The organism is Marinomonas arctica (assembly GCF_003259225.1).
Lineage (GTDB): Bacteria > Pseudomonadota > Gammaproteobacteria > Pseudomonadales > Marinomonadaceae > Marinomonas > Marinomonas arctica.
The window spans coordinates 51,406-68,354 of record NZ_QHJF01000028.1; the positions used below are offsets into that span (position 1 = coordinate 51,406).

The 16,949-nt window shown below is 45.7% G+C and carries 19 protein-coding genes and 1 tRNA gene; 15 read left to right on the forward strand and 5 right to left on the reverse strand.

All coding sequences use genetic code 11. The annotated features are described in order from the left end of the window. Nucleotides 1-104: 104 nt before the first annotated feature. Nucleotides 105-1,139, reverse strand: a complete 1,035-nt coding sequence (locus DK187_RS15900) for a TRAP transporter substrate-binding protein (protein WP_111608320.1) — start codon at nt 1,137-1,139, stop codon at nt 105-107. A 192-nt stretch (nt 1,140-1,331) separates the two neighbouring features. Here DK187_RS15900 and DK187_RS15905 point away from each other — a divergent pair, with 192 nt between their 5' ends. Together DK187_RS15905 and DK187_RS15910 are read left to right on the forward strand one after the other, a co-directional pair. Further along, nucleotides 1,332-2,048 (forward strand): GntR family transcriptional regulator, encoded by a 717-nt coding sequence (locus DK187_RS15905; RefSeq protein WP_111608321.1) that lies wholly within the window; start codon nt 1,332-1,334, stop codon nt 2,046-2,048. 151 nt (nt 2,049-2,199) lie between these two features. Beyond that, a complete protein-coding gene (locus DK187_RS15910) occupies nt 2,200-3,138 on the forward strand; it encodes an AEC family transporter (RefSeq protein ID WP_111608322.1) in 939 nt (312 codons plus the stop codon). Between the two features lie 101 nt (nt 3,139-3,239). Here DK187_RS15910 and DK187_RS15915 read toward each other — a convergent pair whose 3' ends face one another. Continuing rightward, nucleotides 3,240-4,085, reverse strand: a complete 846-nt coding sequence (locus DK187_RS15915) for an isopenicillin N synthase family dioxygenase (RefSeq protein WP_111608323.1) — start codon at nt 4,083-4,085, stop codon at nt 3,240-3,242. A gap of 132 nt (nt 4,086-4,217) precedes the next feature. After that, nucleotides 4,218-4,373 (reverse strand): hypothetical protein, encoded by a 156-nt coding sequence (locus DK187_RS21125; RefSeq protein WP_162623535.1) that lies wholly within the window; start codon nt 4,371-4,373, stop codon nt 4,218-4,220. 277 nt (nt 4,374-4,650) lie between these two features. On the opposite strand from DK187_RS21125, the gene DK187_RS15920 reads away from it, so the two are divergent. The 12 genes from DK187_RS15920 (at nt 4,651) to DK187_RS15975 (ending at nt 15,072) form a co-directional block, all read left to right on the forward strand. Continuing rightward, nucleotides 4,651-5,223, forward strand: a complete 573-nt coding sequence (locus tag DK187_RS15920; RefSeq protein WP_223232288.1) for a YqgE/AlgH family protein — start codon at nt 4,651-4,653, stop codon at nt 5,221-5,223. Continuing rightward, nucleotides 5,223-5,681: a Holliday junction resolvase RuvX gene (gene ruvX, locus DK187_RS15925; protein WP_111608324.1), complete on the forward strand. Its 459-nt coding sequence runs from the start codon at nt 5,223-5,225 to the stop codon at nt 5,679-5,681. Before DK187_RS15920 ends, ruvX begins: the two co-directional genes overlap by 1 nt. A 75-nt stretch (nt 5,682-5,756) precedes the next feature. Further along, nucleotides 5,757-6,254, forward strand: a complete 498-nt coding sequence (gene pyrR / locus DK187_RS15930) for a bifunctional pyr operon transcriptional regulator/uracil phosphoribosyltransferase PyrR (protein WP_111608325.1) — start codon at nt 5,757-5,759, stop codon at nt 6,252-6,254. Between the two features lie 237 nt (nt 6,255-6,491). Next, the gene (locus DK187_RS15935; protein ID WP_111608326.1) at nt 6,492-7,496 is read left to right on the forward strand and encodes an aspartate carbamoyltransferase catalytic subunit; all 1,005 of its coding nucleotides are present in this window, start codon (nt 6,492-6,494) and stop codon (nt 7,494-7,496) included. Nucleotide 7,497: 1 nt separating this feature from the next. Continuing rightward, complete coding sequence (locus DK187_RS15940) at nt 7,498-8,775, forward strand: dihydroorotase (RefSeq protein ID WP_111608327.1); 1,278 nt, start codon at nt 7,498-7,500, stop codon at nt 8,773-8,775. Between the two features lie 116 nt (nt 8,776-8,891). After that, entirely contained in the window at nt 8,892-9,998 is a 1,107-nt protein-coding gene (locus DK187_RS15945; protein WP_223232289.1) for a GGDEF domain-containing protein, read from the forward strand. A gap of 156 nt (nt 9,999-10,154) precedes the next feature. Next, nucleotides 10,155-10,883 carry a YggS family pyridoxal phosphate-dependent enzyme gene (locus tag DK187_RS15950; protein WP_269808142.1) on the forward strand — a complete coding sequence of 243 codons (729 nt, stop codon included), beginning with the start codon at nt 10,155-10,157 and terminating at the stop codon, nt 10,881-10,883. Between the two features lie 71 nt (nt 10,884-10,954). After that, a complete protein-coding gene (gene proC, locus DK187_RS15955) occupies nt 10,955-11,782 on the forward strand; it encodes a pyrroline-5-carboxylate reductase (RefSeq protein ID WP_111608328.1) in 828 nt (275 codons plus the stop codon). Nucleotides 11,783-11,798: 16 nt separating this feature from the next. Beyond that, nucleotides 11,799-12,341 carry a YggT family protein gene (locus DK187_RS15960; protein WP_111608329.1) on the forward strand — a complete coding sequence of 181 codons (543 nt, stop codon included), beginning with the start codon at nt 11,799-11,801 and terminating at the stop codon, nt 12,339-12,341. A gap of 170 nt (nt 12,342-12,511) precedes the next feature. Further along, entirely contained in the window at nt 12,512-12,997 is a 486-nt protein-coding gene (gene coaD, locus DK187_RS15965; protein ID WP_111608330.1) for a pantetheine-phosphate adenylyltransferase, read from the forward strand. 67 nt (nt 12,998-13,064) lie between these two features. Then, a complete protein-coding gene (locus DK187_RS15970; protein WP_111608331.1) occupies nt 13,065-13,316 on the forward strand; it encodes a YfhL family 4Fe-4S dicluster ferredoxin in 252 nt (83 codons plus the stop codon). A gap of 19 nt (nt 13,317-13,335) precedes the next feature. Continuing rightward, nucleotides 13,336-15,072: a potassium/proton antiporter gene (locus tag DK187_RS15975; protein WP_111608332.1), complete on the forward strand. Its 1,737-nt coding sequence runs from the start codon at nt 13,336-13,338 to the stop codon at nt 15,070-15,072. A gap of 23 nt (nt 15,073-15,095) precedes the next feature. On the opposite strand, the gene DK187_RS15980 is transcribed toward DK187_RS15975, so the two are convergent. Together DK187_RS15980 and trmL are read right to left on the reverse strand one after the other, a co-directional pair. Further along, nucleotides 15,096-16,199, reverse strand: a complete 1,104-nt coding sequence (locus DK187_RS15980; RefSeq protein WP_111608333.1) for an ion channel — start codon at nt 16,197-16,199, stop codon at nt 15,096-15,098. A 12-nt stretch (nt 16,200-16,211) separates the two neighbouring features. Continuing rightward, nucleotides 16,212-16,685 (reverse strand): tRNA (uridine(34)/cytosine(34)/5-carboxymethylaminomethyluridine(34)-2'-O)-methyltransferase TrmL, encoded by a 474-nt coding sequence (gene trmL / locus DK187_RS15985; protein ID WP_111608334.1) that lies wholly within the window; start codon nt 16,683-16,685, stop codon nt 16,212-16,214. A gap of 120 nt (nt 16,686-16,805) precedes the next feature. Here trmL and DK187_RS15990 point away from each other — a divergent pair. Beyond that, a tRNA-Phe gene (locus DK187_RS15990) sits at nt 16,806-16,881 on the forward strand. Nucleotides 16,882-16,949 lie beyond the last annotated feature (68 nt).

Below are 16,949 nucleotides of genomic sequence, written 5' to 3' on the forward strand. Positions count from 1 at the left end.
TGATTTATCAGTCTACTGCATTGCATCGGTAGCTTATTTTTTATATAGAAGGTACGGCGGCGGGACTATGTCCCAGCCGTCGCTAGTGGTAAAACACTCTTGAGCTAGAGTAAGCCTTTTTCGGTCATGAATTTAACGTGTGCTTTGTATACTTCTGTGGCCAGGGGAGATGCACTACCAAAGGCTTCCCATGCTTCTTTTGCTACCTTACGGAAATCGTCACGCTCGGATTGAGGCCAGTCGATGACGGTAATGTCGCCTTTGGCTTTGTCTCGTGCGACCAGTTCTTTATCTTTAGCATCTAGGTAGGTGCGTAGATCAGCGTAAGCACTCAAAAACCATTCTGTTAGAGCCGCTTGGTCTTCTTTATCGATCTTGTTCCAGGTGGCTTCATTGATGGTAAATTGCATAAAAGGCATTGAATGAATGCCAGGATAAATTGGATATTTGGCGACCTTGTGCATGCCGCTGGCGTCATTGTTTGCGTACGCTGAAGAGTCAGCCGCGTCAATCACGTTTTTCTCTAGGGCGGTGTACACTTCTGAACCAGGCAGCGAAACAGGAGCTGCGCCAGCACGACGGAATACATCTGCAGCAAGGCCTTCAGGGGAGCGAACTTTTAGCCCTTTCATATCTGCGACACCACGAACAGGTACTTTTGATACGAAGGCTTCGCGTTTTTCAGAGCTGCAACCAATGACATGCACGCCGGGGTCGTATTTGTTGTACATTTTTTGTAGTAGTTCTTTACCACCGCCTTGCATGCAAAATTCTTCAACTTGGGCTGGATTGTCATAGCCTGCAATTAGGTCACCCATCAACGCATAAGCGGGGTCTTTGCCTGCAAAATAGCTGGTTGCTGTTAAATCGCCATCCAAGATTCCCATAGAAACCGCTACAGGCGTTTCTTTATGTGAAACGACAGAGCCAATAGGTAGCAATTCTATTTGCAGGTCGCCTCCAGTCATTTCTTTTAGTTTAGGTATCCATATTTGATTCAAGCGAGTCAAACTGATGTGTGACGCATTAAAGCTGGTTTGGACCTTGAGTGTTTGAGCGTAGGTTGGTGCAACCGAAAAGGCTAACCCTGCTGTAAGTAGAGTTGCAGTAAGCGTTTTAGGTATAGATGTGAGGGGCATTGTTCTTCTCCTGATTTTTAGATTTATTGTTAGGAATTGCTCTTTATGGTTTCTTATATACTAATATATTAGTTGTTCTGCCGCTCATATACTAATATATTAATTTCGATGCGCAAGTCTTTTTTCTTTCGTGCTGCAAACGGCTCTGAGATAATGACTTAACTATTTAAGGCAAAATATGGCTTCAATCTTATGAACCAGAAGAATAATTATTTGATTAAAAATTATTTAGAGCAGAGTAACGACTTGCCTCGTACTGCTGTTGATCGTGTGTATGATGATTTATTACGTCGTATTGTTAGTTTAGAACTCCCACCAGGATCACAGCTTGTTCGTGGTGAGTTATGTAGTGAATATAAAGTCAGTCAAACACCCGTCAGAGAAGCATTGTTGAGACTTGAACAGCTAGGTTTAGTGAATGTTAAACCTCAGTCTGGTACAGAAGTATCTTACATTGATGTAAAGCAATTAGAGCAGAGTCACTTTCTTCGAGAGGCGCTGGAGTTTGAAGTAGTGCGACAGCTAACGCAGATTCCAAACGAGGAAATTGTGTCTCAACTGCGAGAAATTGTTGCAATGCAGGAGCAGGTTTCTACAGCAGATAGTGAGGACATTATCATGTTTGCTAAACTGGATGAGCTGTTTCATCGCTCAATGTTTACTGCAATAGGGCATGAGTCTTTGTATAAGTTGGTGCGTTCAAGATCTGGGCATATGGATCGTGTGCGACGCTTGCATTTGCCTTCTGAAGGTAAGATTCGCAGTGTTCTGGCTGGACATAAGGCGATTATTGATGCGATAGAGAGCGGTTCGCAAGACAAGGCCTTTGAGACTATGCGCGATCATTTGGCGGGTACTATTTCACGAGTACGTATTTTGCGGGAGGAGTTTCCTGAATATTTTAACTAACTGTTATGCATGTTTTGTTTCAAGCTAAAAACCCCTTAAACATTCCTCAATTGGTGAATGGGAAATTGGTATAAATAAGTCTTTTCAATTGATAAGAAAACACTCTATTGGCCAAACTGGCTAGTAGAGTGTTTGTTTTAGGGAGTTCAACTTGTTAGAAACACAAAGCGTGATTTTAGATGTGGCCGCGCCAGTGTTGTTGATGATTGCGATGGGGGCATTTTTGCGCCGTATCCATCTAATCAATGATGGTTTTATTTTGGTGAGCTCGCGATTCGTCTTTCAAGTCTCGATGCCCGCTTTGTTTTTCTTCGGCATGATGGGCAATAATTTAAGTGGTTTGATCAGCCTCAATTTAGCGGCCTATTTTTTGGCCGCGATAGGGCTTACTTTTTTACTGTCGTGGTGGTTAGCGGTCAAGCTTAATGTACCAGAACGGCAGCGTGGCGTGTTTGTTCAGATTGCTTTTCGAGGCAATTGTGGGATTTTCAGTGTTGCGCTAGTGGTCAATATGTTTGGTCAGGAAGGCGTGGCGCTGGGTGGCGTGATGTCTGGCTTGAGTGTGTTGCTGTTTAATATTCTAGCCGAAGTGATATTAACACGTTATAGCCACGGTCAATTGCGTTTGGTTCCAGTGCTGAAAAGCCTTCTGAAGAACCCGCTTATTGTCAGTATCGTGCTTGGTGTCGGGGCCAATATGATAGGACTGACATTGCCTGCTTTTGTGATGAAAACTGGCTCTTTAATTGGTGGTTTGTCTTTGCCCTTGGCATTGGTTTGTATTGGGGGATCATTGGCGACCAGTGGTTTTTCATTACCAAAACACTTTTCCATGGCGATGTTATGTAAAGTCCTATTGAGTCCTCTTTTGTTTACGGCGATTGGGTATGGATTGGGCTTTAGTCAAAAAGAATTGTTGTTTTTGTTTATCTTTTTAGCGGCTCCTACGGCGGCCTCTGCCTACGTCACAGCCGTAGCAAAAGGCGACGATGGTAAATCAACGGCAAACGCGATTGCCAGTACGACATTAGTGTCCTCTGTGGTGATTGTGGTGGGGATTCCGTTGATTATTTGGGTAACGGGCAGCTAGCTAAACGTCACAATAAAAAAACGCGCTTCACATGGAGACAGTGAAGCGCGTTTTTATGTCGGGCATTTTCTTAGGCACGGTTATGACCGTGTTTTTTTCTACTAGGCTGGCAATACGCCTAGCTCAACAAGGCGTTCATGCAAATAACTTTTTGCCGTGTGACGTTCTGACAACACCACTTCCGGTTTAGGGTGAAGGAACAGAGGCAATGAGATGCGCGATTTGGTTTTGTCTGCGCCTTCTGGGTTGATCACACGGTGGGAAGTGGATGGAAAATAACCACCAGACGCTTCTTGTAGCATGTCGCCAATATTGATGATAAGCGTGCCAAAATCACAGGGCACGTCCATCCAGGTGCCGTCTTTGGATTTAACCTGTAAACCAGGCTCATTGGCGGAAGGCAGGATAGTGAGCAAATTGATGTCTTCATGGGCACCTGCGCGGATCGCCCCTAGTTCTTCATCGCCCTTGAGTGGTGGGTAGTGTAAAACGCGAAGTAAGGTTTGTTGGCTACCATCTACCATGCTGGAGAGCGATTGTGAATAATGTTTCGCTACGTCTGCTGGAGAGTGCTTTTCTACCCAAGCGAGTAACTCTTTTGCCAAGGCAGATGCTTCGCCATAGTATTGTTCTAACAAGGGTTTTTGTTTTTCAGGGCACTGACCCCAAGGGTAGTAATGAAAATACTCTTTGATGTCACGTTTGGTATGACCTTTGGCGGTTTCCGCTACCTTAGGTGAAAAATAACCATCCTGTGGACCGACGTTATAGCGGTAGTCGTATTTACTGTCATCCGCGAAGAATTCCTGCCAATCTTGGTAGATAGCGCTAACCAATTCTTTTTTGATGGGGTGGTTTTTAAGCACACCAAACCCTGTTTCGCGTAAGGATTTAACGAAGTCTTCTTGAGCGGTAGGGCTGTTGTAGTCAATGGCTTGTAGTTGCATGTTTTTTCCTTTTGCCAGTTATTGGCGGTCTCGTCTTCATCGAATAGTGCAAAGTTGTTTCATGTATTTTCAATCGGCCTCATGGGGCCGGATTCAGAAAACAATGGATTCTTTAGAGCAAGATGCGTAAGACTAAGAGGACCAACCACTGTGGAAAAAATAGCGTAAGTCGACGGTTTCTGCTTGATAATGTTCTAGCCATTGCGCCAAGCTCATCGTCTGAACGCAACCAAATAGCTTGGTCTGAGCCGAGCTTTGATGAGCGTTGTATGATGAAGTCATGGACATGTTAGCTATCTCAAATGTGAAAACATCGTTAGTTTACTGCTTGAAATGTGTGTTTTGAAGGGATTTAGTAATAATTTGTGTATTAGGGGTGGGTTAATTTTTATCTTCCTCTATACTGCATAAGTCGGTTGTATAAATTTACCGTCTTCTTTTTGATCTTCTTTACAGTTCTACCGTCTATTCTGCCTTTTGGCATGTTGTTTTTTTAGCTCCAAGTACTTCTTAAGTGTAAATAATCAACGCGCTCACTGCGTTGTCATCAATTTAAAGAGGGCTCATGACTATGAATGCATATTTCGATTCTTTTAAAAATCACTTTCTGATTTCTATGCCACATCTAGACGACCCCCACTTTGAACACACGGTTATTTATCTCTGCGAACATACAAAAGCGGGTGCGATGGGGATTGTTATCAATCGTCCATCCAATGTTGACTTTACCGAGTTAGCCGACCATCTTGGCATTCACATTATCAGCCCGCATTTGGGCGCTGAACCCATTTATAATGGTGGGCCTGTGGAAGCTGAACGCGGTTTTATCTTGCATACCACAGATAAATCTTGGGAACGAACCCTACAGGTAACCGACGATGTGTCTTTATCTGCCTCCTTAGAAGCGATTGAGGACATTGCCCAAGGTAACGGTCCTGAGGCATTCCGAATTACGCTGGGATGCGCTGGTTGGGATGCAGGACAGCTCGAAAACGAAATAGCCAATAATGATTGGCTGGTATGTGAAGCGGATTTAGACGTATTATTTCATACTCCAAGTGATATGCAGTTTACCGCCGCGACTCGTGTGCTGGGAATTGATATGACAAGACTTTCACCGGATATAGGACATGGTTAATGACGGTAACATCGTCTTTGAATGCTAGCCAGAAGCCCAATACTGCACGCGCAGTATTGGGCTTTGACTTTGGTACGACACGGATTGGCGTGGCGGTTGGCCAGAGTATTACGGGAACCGCACAGCCGCTTGACCCTCTTAAGGCAAAAGAAGGCATTCCCAATTGGGATGAGATAACGCGTATTGTGGAAGAATGGAAGCCAGACGCTTTTGTTGTTGGTCTGCCGCTTGATATGGATGGTTCAGAAAATGAGATGTGTCAACGGGCGCGTAAATTTGCCAAGCGACTGCATGGACGTTTCAACCTTCCTTACCATATGATGGACGAGCGATTGTCCTCTTATGAGGCAAAAGGGCAGGTTATTGCACGTGGTGGTAACCGTAACTTTAAAGAGAATTCTGTGGATGGTTTGGCGGCCCAGATGATTGTGGAAACTTGGTTTGCGGAATCTTTCTAGAGACTTTATCGCTAATAGAAGACAGAGATTACGTCCTGTTTTATGATGAATTTAACAACAAGGTATGAGGAAAGAATGAAGTTAGATTTAGAGCGCTCGCTGGCGTCTATGAGGGAACAATTAGCGTCTTACTGCGAAAAGAAAAAGATTGAAGATGCCATTGTTGTAGGAATTCATACCGGTGGTGTTTGGGTGGCGGAGCATTTGATGTCTGCTGTGCCAACAAACGAGCCACTCGCCACCTTAGATATTACCTTTTACCGTGATGACTTTACCAAAGCGGGCTTAAACCCTAAGGTAAACCAAACCCTGTTACCAGCGATTGAAGACAGGCACGTTATTTTAGTCGATGACGTATTGATGTCTGGCCGGACGATTCGAGCCGCCATGAATGAAATATTTGACTTTGGTCGACCTGCCAGTATCACCTTAGCGATTCTTTATGATCTTGGGCAGCATGAGTTACCGATTGCGGCGGACATTGTTGGCGAGCAGTTGACGCTTAATCCTGACCAAAGAGTTAAGCTAACAGGGCCGCAACCGCTGGGTTTTTCTGTCATTGATACCCATTAATATGCACAACAACGCTTTATTTTTTAGCGAACACATACGACAATTAGCGCATGGATAAAATTGACGCTACAGCGGTTACAGGAATAATTTCTCGCCAAGAAAATACGGTGAGAGGGCTGTTTAATGTCATGAATGCCCGGTTACAGTATGTCTGAACCGGGCATTTTCCTATCTAGACGTTCTATTAAGCAAAAAGAGAAAGACGATACCGTCTTTGCAGTTTGAGGAAAGCAAACCATGATGCGATCCGAACCTCGGGCATTACAGTTAAACGAACACGGGCAGCTTAAACATTTCCTAACGTTGGATGGCTTGGATAAAACCATTTTGACTGAGATTCTTGATCGGGCAGAATCTTTTCTTTCGATGGGAGAGCAATCGGTTAAAAAAGTCCCCTTGCTACGCGGCAAAACCGTGGTCAATTTATTCTTCGAAAATTCTACTCGAACTCGCACAACCTTTGAGTTGGCTGCGAAGCGTTTATCGGCTGACGTTATCAATCTCAATATCGAAACCTCTGCCACATCCAAAGGTGAATCCTTACTGGATACCTTAAAAAATCTAGAAGCCATGCAAAGCGATATGTTTATTGTGCGCCATTCAGACAGTGGTGCGGCACATTTTATTGCTGAGCATTGTACGCCTAACGTGGCCATTATTAATGCAGGGGACGGACGTCACGCCCATCCAACGCAAGCCATGCTAGACATGTTGACGATTCGTCGTCACAAGGGGGGCTTTGAAGGGTTAAAAATCGCCATTGTGGGCGATATTTTGCACTCTCGTGTGGCGCGTTCGCAATTGCAGGCGCTGACGACATTGGGTGTCAGTGATGTGCGTTTGGTCGGCCCCAAGACTCTTGTGCCCAGTTTCTTTGCGGAAATGGGGGCTACGATTTGCCATGATTTAGAAGCGGGTTTAAAAGACGTCGATGTCGTGGTGATGTTGCGTCTGCAGAAAGAGCGCATGAAGGGCGGGTTGTTGCCAAGTGAAAGTGAGTTTTATCGTTTGTACGGCTTAACGGAAGAAACGCTCGCTTGGGCCAAGCCGGATGCTATTGTCATGCACCCAGGTCCAATTAACCGTGGCGTGGAAATTTCCTCAGAAGTTGCCGATGGCAAACATTCGGTTATTTTGAACCAAGTAACTAACGGCATTGCGGTGCGTATGGCGGTGATGTCTATGGCGATGAGTGGGCAGTTGCAAAGTGCCGAATCGTCAGCAGCGGGGGATGATAAATAGCATGAAATTACGTATTCAAAATGGTCGTGTGATCGATCCTAGTCAGGGTCTCGATGCTGTCACAGAATTGTTTATTGAAAATCAAAAAATTGTCGCGATTGGTGAGGCGCCAGAAGGGTTTGATGACGCTGACGTCGTGGACGCCTCAGGACAATGGGTATTGCCTGGATTAGTGGATCTGGCGGTGTCTTTACGTGAACCTGGTTTGACTCAAAAAGGGAACATTGCCACGGAAGGTCGTGCGGCGGTTTCTGGTGGTGTCACCACTTTGGTGTGCGCGCCTGATACTCGCCCTATTGTTGATACGCCAGCGGTGGCGGCCTTGATCCAAGATAAGGCTGACGATGCAGGAATGGCGAACGTATTTCCTCTTGGTGCGCTAACACAGGGGTTAGAAGGCGCTCAGCTTAGCAACATGGTGGCGTTGACTGACGCGGGTTGCGTGGCGCTATCCAACCATCGTCATCCTATGGCGAGTACTAAGGTGTTGGTACGTGCGCTTGAGTATGCGGCAACACACGATTTGTTGGTGGTATTTCATCCTGACGAGACCAGTCTTTCAGAAGGGGGGTGCGCCCATGAAGGTTTGATGTCGACCATGCATGGTTTGCCAGGCATTCCTGAAGAAGCAGAAACCATTGCGTTGATGCGCGATTTATTGCTGGTGCAAAAAACAGGAGTGCGTGCGCACTTTGCTCGCTTATCTTGTGCGAAATCGGTTGAGATGATCGCCGATGCCAAAGCATCCGGCTTGGATGTCACTGCGGACGTGGCGGTACACAATTTGTTGCTGACTGATCAGCTGTTGAATCGTTTTGACGGTCATTATCATGTATTGCCGCCACTGCGTAGCGATGAAGATCGATTGACCTTGATTGAGGGCATCAAAGCGGGGGTTATTTCCGCCATTTGTTCTGATCATCAGCCACATGAAAAAATGGCCAAGATCGCACCATTTGCTGCGACCGAACCGGGCATGGCGAACGTAGAAATATTGCTGCCTTTGGCGATGCAATTGATCGATGAAGGCGACTTAGACTTCATGACGCTGTTAACTTGCCTGACCTCAGGGCCTGCAGCCTGTTTTGGTTTAGAGGCAGGTTCTTTATCCGTGGGCAGTTTCGCAGACTTCATTTTGTTTGATAGTACGGCACGTTGGACATGGTCTTCTGAGAACCGCAAGACAAAAGGCCACAATTCTCCTTACCTCGGTGAAGAGTTTGTCGGTCGCGTTATGGCGACTTACATCTCAGGCCAACGGGTTTATCAGGTAGTTTGAGTCAATAAGTAAGGCTAAGTAGGGTTTTTCGCTTACTTGGTCTTACTATTCCTTTACTTTTAATATTAGGCCGTTAATCTAGTTTGAATCACGGATTATTTTGGCTTTAGTATTTTATGTCTATCGATTCTTCAAACTCATTGTTCAGGGAACAGCAGGCATTGCAGTCGCGTGTAGTCTTTCTTGAAAAAGAGCGAGATTTTGTAAAAAAGCTCTACGGTGATATGCCTCAGATGTTGCAGCTACTGGCAAAAGGGGCTCTTTTAAGTACTTTACTGAATTGTTCTAAACATAAGCTACAATCTCAATTGCCCAATGCGTATTGCCTTTTTATTGTGTGTGACAAGGAGTGTTTGCAGTGGCGTTTACAATATACTGATTCGATTAATGACCGTTTGCTTAATGTGAACGGTCAACTTATTAGCATTCCTCAAGCTTTGATTACTTTTGCGGCTAGCCCTTCGTGTCCTAAGCGCCATGATGTGGATATTCAAACCGTGTCCAGCTGGAAACATTGGCAGCCTTTTTTGCAGGATCACGGTTTTACCGATGTATCTATGGTCAGTGTGTCGGATGACCAAGGTTCTATCTATCTTATGTTGGCGTTTCAGCGAGAAAAAAATCGCTTAGAAGATGAGCTGATGATGCTTGCACTTGATGCGTATGAGGCTTGGCTATGTGCCATTTTTGAGCGTGAAAAAGCCGATCATCTGTTGCTGGAAGACAGTCATCGAGATCCATCCACTGGGTTATTACGTCGTTACAGTTTTGAAAACAGTTTTGGTATTGTACTAAAAGACTCTCGTCGCCATTTTCAGCGAGCGGCTTTGCTGTCCATTTTGTTGCACTCTAGTTCAAAGGTGAATGACGCTGAGTTAAAAGCACTGGCTGACGTCATGAGCGATACCGTTCGTGATAATGATCTTATTGCCCATTACGATGAGCATGAACTGGTGATGGGCATACGTATCCAACATTTAGAAGACGCAGAAGTAGTGGCGGCAAAATTATTAAAATCGTTAAGTTGCCCTGAGTTTTCGAAAAATCGATTGGTACGAGGCGGGCTGTCCATCGGTATTGCTTTTTATCCTGAACATTCGTCATTGGAATCGCTTTATCAGGCCGCTTCGTTTGCCGCGCATTCATTGAAAAATATCACTGGATATCGCCTTGAGTTTCACGGAGAGTGCTATGAGTCTAGCGCTGGTTTTTATACCTTGTGAAGCCCAATAAGTCGTCACGTCACTTTTATTTGTCCCTTAAAATAATGATATCATGCTTCCTCTAAAGGGTTTTTAAGCGTGTTCAGTGTGTTTGGGCTGATGCATGCAGACAAAAAATGAGCCTACGGTGGGTGAATATTAGGAGCATAATGCGATATGTCGATGAAAATCGAAAGCCTCGAAGTGGCCGATATCAAAGCCAATTTAGTCCAGGTTACGGGACAGATTGACCAGCTCGTTCAACAATGTCATAGAGCGGCAGGCTGCGTACGTTTATTGGCAGTCAGTAAGACTAAGCCCGTGTCCGCGTTGTGTGCGGCCTATGAAGCAGGGCAAAGAGCGTTCGGTGAAAACTATGTGCAAGAAGCGGTCGACAAATACCACGCTTTATCGCATTTAACCGACATAGAGTGGCACTTTATTGGCCCTATTCAGTCCAACAAGTCACGCCTGATTGCGGAAACAATGCATTGGGTGCATTCGATTGATCGTGAGAAAATTGCGCGTCGTTTGAGTGAGCAGCGTTTAGAAGGATTACCACCATTAAATGTCTGTATTCAGGTGAACATTAGTGGTGAAGAGAGCAAAGCGGGTATCGCTTTGTCGGAGTTGGGTGATATGGTGGCTTTGATAAATTCGTTGCCGAATTTACGTCTTAGAGGCCTGATGGCCATCCCAGCACCGCAGGAAAGCCATGCCGCGCAATGCGCCGTGTACGCGCCACTGGTGGAGGCTTTTGTTGATTTATCAACATCCGATAGCATGATAGACACGCTGTCGATTGGTATGTCTGGCGACTTAGCTGCCGCGATTGAATCTGGCAGCACCATGGTGCGAGTCGGAACCGCTATTTTTGGTGAGCGCGATTACTCAGCGAAAGCGTGAGAGACAACGACAGTGTATTTTAAATAGGTAGGCGAATGTCTGCTTAAATAATGAACAGAGTAGGATATAAAATGACACCAAATATCGCCTTTATTGGCGTGGGTAACATGGCAAGATCGATTTTTAGTGGCATGCTGGCGAGTGGCTACCCAGCTGAAAACATGATCGGTACGTCTAGAACGCCAGAAAAACGTGATTATTATCAGCAACAGTATGGTATTGCCATGTTGGCCGATAATGACTCCGCAGTGACTCAAGCGGATGTAGTCGTGCTGTGCGTTAAACCGGCACAAATGCAAGAGGTGATTGAAGCCTTCTCGGCTTCTGTACGAGAAGATCAGCTGTTCATTTCAGTCGCCGCGGGTGTTGAGCTAGACGCGATGGCCCATTGGTTAGGTAAGCCTGTTGCTTTGGTTCGCAGCATGCCAAACACACCTTCGCAACTAGGTGTGGGGATGACAGGATTAATCGCGAACCAGTACACCAGCGATGAGCAAAAAACATGGGTCAGTGAATTGTTCTCTAGCATTGGCCACTCTGTTTGGGTGGACAATGAAGAGCACATGCACACGGTGACCAGCTTATCGGGCAGTGCGCCTGCGTATTTTTTTCGCTTCCTTGAGAGCATGATCAAACATGCACAGCAACAAGGTATGGATGAAAAGACCAGCCGTGAGTTGGCCAGTCGAACTATGTTAGGCGCAGCACGTATGGTAATCGAGTTGGATGAACCTATTGCTCAATTGCGCAAGAACATCACCTCACCTAAGGGGACAACGGAACAGGCGTTGTTATCTTTGGAGGCATCCGATATTGATAAAATGGTAGCCGATGCAATGACGGCTTGTATTAACCGCTCTAAAGAAATGGCGCAAAGCTTTTCTGCAAAGAAACCTTAATTAAGGACTATTGAACATGTACTCGGATCCATTTGTCATGCTAGTAAAGGTGGTCTGTAACCTTTATCTATTTATTGTGTTGTTACGTTTGGTGCTTCAACTGACTCGTGCGGATTTTTACAATCCGATTAGCCAAGGCATCGTTAAAGCGACGAGCCCAATTGTCTTGCCTTTGCGCAAGGTTATTCCAGCGATTGGGCGTTTGGATACTGCATCCCTGGTGTTAGCATTGGGTGTGCAATTGCTGACCGTCTTTTTGGTGGTACTGATTAACGGTGTGGGTATTTCACCAGTAAGCTATGCTATTTTTACTGTGGCAGGCACCTTATACCATTTGTTGGATTTGTATTTTTGGGCCATGCTTATTTCGGTCATTTTGAGTTGGGTCGCGCCTACGGCGAGTCACCCAGGTGCTCTGTTGGTTGGGCAAATTACGGCACCTCTATACCGTGCTTGTCAGCGAGTGATTCCGACCTTGGGCGGATTGGATTTATCCCCCATTTTTATCTTTCTGGCGATTTCGTTTTTGAAGCAAGTGTTAGCACCCTATAGTATTTAGTGTTGTCAGCGGCATTGCGTATAAGGCAATAAAAATACTGGATATTATTCGGTGAATTGAGAACAGGGGCGTATTCCTATATGATGCGACCCCTAAACGGGAATTTGAGCGGACAAAAAAACGTCAGCTGCCCGCTTCCTTCTCCCTTATTAATTTTTTGGATGAAAGCTATGAGTACGATTGCGGTTTATCCGGGGACATTTGACCCTATTACAAACGGCCATACGGATTTGGTTGAACGCGCATCAAAGCTATTTAACAAGGTTATCGTAGCGGTGGCTGCGAGCCCTAAAAAGCGCCCAGCGCTGTCCCATGAAATGCGTATTTCATTGGCGAAAAAGGTATTGGGGCATTTGCCTAATGTGGAAGTGGTCGGTTTTGATAACCTATTGACCGAGTTTACGCGTTCCGTTAACGGCAAAGTCGTGATTCGTGGCCTGCGTGCTGTGTCAGATTTTGAATATGAGTTCCAATTAGCCAATATGAATCGTGCGATTGCACCGGATGTTGAAAGCATCTTTTTGACGCCTTCTGAAAAACATTCTTATATTTCGTCGACCTTAGTGCGAGAAATTGCGTCTCTAAATGGTGATTTTGGTCAGTTTGTAAATCCAGAAGTAAAACGTGTTCTGCAAGAGCACTACCAAACGATTTAATGTCTGTTTTATTTAGCTCTGCTGCTTAGCGCCTGTGCCAATATCGCAGCGGTCTTAGGAGAGAAGAATGTCTCTTATCATTACCGATGAATGCATCAACTGTGATGTGTGTGAACCTGAGTGCCCGAACGAAGCGATTTCTCAGGGAGATGAGATTTATGTGATTGACCCATCCAAATGCACAGAGTGCGTAGGCCATTTTGATGAGCCTCAATGTCAGCAAGTGTGTCCTGTTGACTGCATTCCTTTGGACCCCAATCATAAAGAAACGGAAGAGCAGCTAATGGAAAAATACCTGGTGCTCACAGGTCAGCTATAACCAATAGGGTGTTACCGCTATCGACACAAATAGTTTTATCTTTTTAGCCGGAATATTGCTGTTAGTCAGTATTCTGGCCAGCTCTTTTACGGTACGCGTTGGCTTACCTTTGTTGCTTGTTTTCCTCGGAATGGGGATGTTGGCAGGTGAAGAGGGAATTGGCCAACTGGACTTTGACAACCCAAGCCTCGCCTTTTTTGTGGGCAACCTTGCCCTCGCCGTCATTCTTCTGGATGGCGGCATGCAAACCAAAACCAGTACGTTCCGTGTGGCTTTATGGCCATCTTTGTCTTTGGCTACGTTGGGAGTGGTCTTTACCACCGCGGCCGTCGGAATGTTTGCGGCTTGGTTGCTCGATGTACAGTTGATCTATGGCTTGCTACTGGGGGCGACGGTCGGTTCAACCGATGCGGCAGCCGTTTTTAGCTTGTTGCGTAACAGTGGCGTAAAGCTTAATGAGCGTGTTGGCGGCACATTGGAAATAGAATCCGGTGCCAACGATCCCATGGCTATCTTGCTGGTGGTAATGCTCACGGGCTTGCTGCAAAGTGCGGATCATTTGAGTATTTTGTCTTTCTTAGGGCAAATGCTGCAGCAATTTGCTGTGGGCGGTGTGCTTGGTCTGCTAGGTGGTAAACTGCTATTAATGATACTGCGTCGTGTGCCTTTGATTGAAGGTTTATACGCACTTCTCATTATTTCTTTTGGTCTGGCTATTTTTTCTGGTGTCAATATGATTGGCGGCAGTGGTTTTCTGGCCGTCTACTTAGTGGGCTTGACGGTTGGGAATGGGCGTATTAAACAGCTTGACGCTATCTCTCAGGTGATGGACGGTTTGGCCTGGTTGGCACAAGCTGGCATGTTCTTATTGCTTGGTCTATTGGTTACGCCATCCAGTTTGTTAACCCATGGTTGGCAAGCGATTGCGATTGCCGCATTTTTGATTTTTGTTGCACGTCCTTTGGCGGTAATGGTCTGTTTGCTGCCATTTGATTTCCGTTGGCCCGAACGCTTTTACATTAGTTGGGTTGGCTTGCGAGGTGCGGTTCCCATTGTATTGGCGCTCTATCCGATTATTGCTGGCTTGTCTAATTCGGAATTATTGTTTGAAATTACCTTTACCGTGGTGCTGATTTCTTTGTTACTACAAGGGTCGACAGTGCCATTGGTGGCGCGCTGGTTGAAAGTTGTCGTGCCTCCAGCTCCTGCGCCAACGACGCGCTTTTCTTTGATTGATGATGCCGATTCGCACCACTCATTAGAATTGTACGAGTTTCTTGTGCAGACTGAGAAAGTACGTATTCCCGCTTCGATTGTGCAAAATGTACCCAGTGCAACCGTGTCTACACCGCAGTTGGTATCGCTTGTTCGTGATCAAAAACCCATCGTAGTGAACGCGGATACTGTATTGCAGCTAGGGGATAGAATTTGGATGCTGTTGCATCCAGAAGATGTGAACGATGTCGCGCAGATTTTTTCTCAGCAAGCGTCTGGCTCTTTCTTGTTGCAGAACTTCTTCGGTGAGTTTGCCATTCGTGGTGATGCGCCTCTGATCGACCTCGCGAAAGTATACGGTGTGCCGCTAGAGGGCATCGCGCCTGAAGACACGGCCGCCGAGCTGCTACAACGTCAGCTTGGTAAGCACTTGGTGGTGGGGGATAGGGTGCGCTTTGGTAACATTCGCCTAACCATTCGCCAAATGGACGGCAACCAAATTGAGATCATCGGGCTTAAGTTGCAGGATAAGCAAGTCTAAGCCCGGTGGCTTTTTATAACGGTTTATTTATTAAAAAGCCGACCAATCTCTTCTAACGATGGAATGACTTGATCGTCGTTTATTAGAATAATCAAGCCTTCAGCCTCTATGGAGGAGAAGGTTTGTGGGTGGGTGACAATCTCACCATCTTTACGCACATAGCCCAACGCGGTGCCAATGTCTTTTTGGATCAGGGTGGTGACCACCTCGGCCCAAGTCACTCCCGTTAAACGTACATTCAAACGAATCGTGTGGTCTCCTTGGTGCCGGAATAAATCTTCTAACACTTGCTCTGTCCCTGGAGCAATTAACGAGCGTACAAGCATTTCTGGATAGGCACGAACAGGTCTGATAATAGCGTTTGCCCCAGCGGCTTTAAATCTCGGTCTATTCGTATCGTTAATCGCTTCCGCGATGATAAACGCTGGCGATTGTAATTCGTGAATTCGATGCAGAATATCAAAGCTCAAACTGTCTGAATGGCTCTCTTGCGAATCTTGGCAAAGTACAATGATGTATTTGGCCTTATGTGCACCTGCGGACTCGAGCATGCCGTCTTCTAAGGCATCGCCTGTGTGATGTACCACACCATGTGATCTTAAATCCAGCGGTAAGCCCTCTGGGAAGGCCGTGGTTAAGATTTGGATCGGAATATCGATCAACTCTGGTGTGACACTAATTTGATTGATCAGCAAGCCTAGGTAGCGTTCTGCATCGTATTTAGGGGTATTAACAATAAGTATGTGATCTTGCATATCGTCCCACTTCATTCGGCCTTTAATGCGCATCTCTTTGCGTATTAGCCTGATTTCGACATAGTCACTGGCGATTTGAGCGAGCAGAGTGATCCCCATTCCATAAATTAGCAGAATAGTCGAAAACTGCCCCCAAAAAGTAATGGCTGAGATATCTCCATAACCCGTTGTACTGGCCGATGTCATGGTCAGCCAGAAGGCTTGCCACCAATCCAAATCTTCGAAAAAAACCATCGCTAAGCTGTGTAGGGCAATGACACCAGCAAATAAGACGAGGCGCTTTTTTAAATCACTCGTCTCATGCAAGTGAACTTTTTTGCGAAACTGATGACGATTTTTATTTCGCCTTAGCATCATTGCGAGAGAGTTCATCGGACCTCTGTGTTATTCATTATCGATTGGCATGGCGTAATTTAACTGACGCCAAGACTCATACACCATCACCGCGACAGTATTCGATAGATTTAAGCTGCGTGAATTGGCTTGCATGGGCAAACGCAGTCTTTGGGCTGGTGGTAGCGCTTCAATAAACTCAGCAGGCAGGCCACGTGTCTCAGGGCCAAAAACTAGCACATCGTTTTCAACAAAGCGCGCTTCGCTGTGCGTACGACTGCCTTTAGTGGTTAGAGCGTAAATCGTGGCAATCTCGTTCTGATCAACAAAGGATTGAAAGTCTGGATAGCGTTTTAAACGAGTGAACTCATGATAATCTAACCCTGCCCGACGTAGCTTCTTGTCGTCTAGATCAAAGCCGAGAGGCTCGATCAGGTGCAAATGAAAGCCAGTATTGGCGCATAAACGAATAACATTGCCCGTATTGGGTGGAATCTCAGGTTGGTAAAGCACAACATGCAGCATAGGTTTATCTCCTTGATATAAGGAGAATAATACCAGAGGAACAGAAGAAACTAAGTTTTTAATTTTTTTTCAAAAAAACTATTGACCCTTAAAAAGGTTTCTCTATAATACGCCCCACTTGCCCAGATAGCTCAGTCGGTAGAGCAGAGGATTGAAAATCCTCGTGTCGGCGGTTCGATTCCGTCTCTGGGCACCATGATCAAATAAAAAGCCTGCTATTTTTAGCAGGCTTTTTTTTGGTTAAATCGGTTTCTTATCCATAAA

Excerpts from the sequence above, each read along its gene's own strand:
- DK187_RS15950 (WP_269808142.1), top strand. The coding sequence starts at position 10,155 with ATGTCGATGAAAATCGAAAGCCTCGAAGTGGCCGATATCAAAGCCAAT.
- DK187_RS15945 (WP_223232289.1), top strand. The coding sequence starts at position 8,892 with ATGTCTATCGATTCTTCAAACTCATTGTTCAGGGAACAGCAGGCATTG.
- trmL (WP_111608334.1), bottom strand. The coding sequence starts at position 16,685 with ATGCTGCATGTTGTGCTTTACCAACCTGAGATTCCACCCAATACGGGC.
- pyrR (WP_111608325.1), top strand. The coding sequence starts at position 5,757 with ATGAAGTTAGATTTAGAGCGCTCGCTGGCGTCTATGAGGGAACAATTA.
- DK187_RS15920 (WP_223232288.1), top strand. The coding sequence starts at position 4,651 with ATGACTATGAATGCATATTTCGATTCTTTTAAAAATCACTTTCTGATT.
- DK187_RS15970 (WP_111608331.1), top strand. The coding sequence starts at position 13,065 with ATGTCTCTTATCATTACCGATGAATGCATCAACTGTGATGTGTGTGAA.
- DK187_RS15940 (WP_111608327.1), top strand. The coding sequence starts at position 7,498 with ATGAAATTACGTATTCAAAATGGTCGTGTGATCGATCCTAGTCAGGGT.
- DK187_RS15960 (WP_111608329.1), top strand. The coding sequence starts at position 11,799 with ATGTACTCGGATCCATTTGTCATGCTAGTAAAGGTGGTCTGTAACCTT.
- DK187_RS21125 (WP_162623535.1), bottom strand. The coding sequence starts at position 4,373 with ATGTCCATGACTTCATCATACAACGCTCATCAAAGCTCGGCTCAGACC.
- DK187_RS15905 (WP_111608321.1), top strand. The coding sequence starts at position 1,332 with ATGAACCAGAAGAATAATTATTTGATTAAAAATTATTTAGAGCAGAGT.
- DK187_RS15935 (WP_111608326.1), top strand. The coding sequence starts at position 6,492 with ATGATGCGATCCGAACCTCGGGCATTACAGTTAAACGAACACGGGCAG.
- DK187_RS15915 (WP_111608323.1), bottom strand. The coding sequence starts at position 4,085 with ATGCAACTACAAGCCATTGACTACAACAGCCCTACCGCTCAAGAAGAC.
- proC (WP_111608328.1), top strand. The coding sequence starts at position 10,955 with ATGACACCAAATATCGCCTTTATTGGCGTGGGTAACATGGCAAGATCG.
- coaD (WP_111608330.1), top strand. The coding sequence starts at position 12,512 with ATGAGTACGATTGCGGTTTATCCGGGGACATTTGACCCTATTACAAAC.
- DK187_RS15900 (WP_111608320.1), bottom strand. The coding sequence starts at position 1,139 with ATGCCCCTCACATCTATACCTAAAACGCTTACTGCAACTCTACTTACA.
- DK187_RS15980 (WP_111608333.1), bottom strand. The coding sequence starts at position 16,199 with ATGAACTCTCTCGCAATGATGCTAAGGCGAAATAAAAATCGTCATCAG.
- ruvX (WP_111608324.1), top strand. The coding sequence starts at position 5,223 with ATGACGGTAACATCGTCTTTGAATGCTAGCCAGAAGCCCAATACTGCA.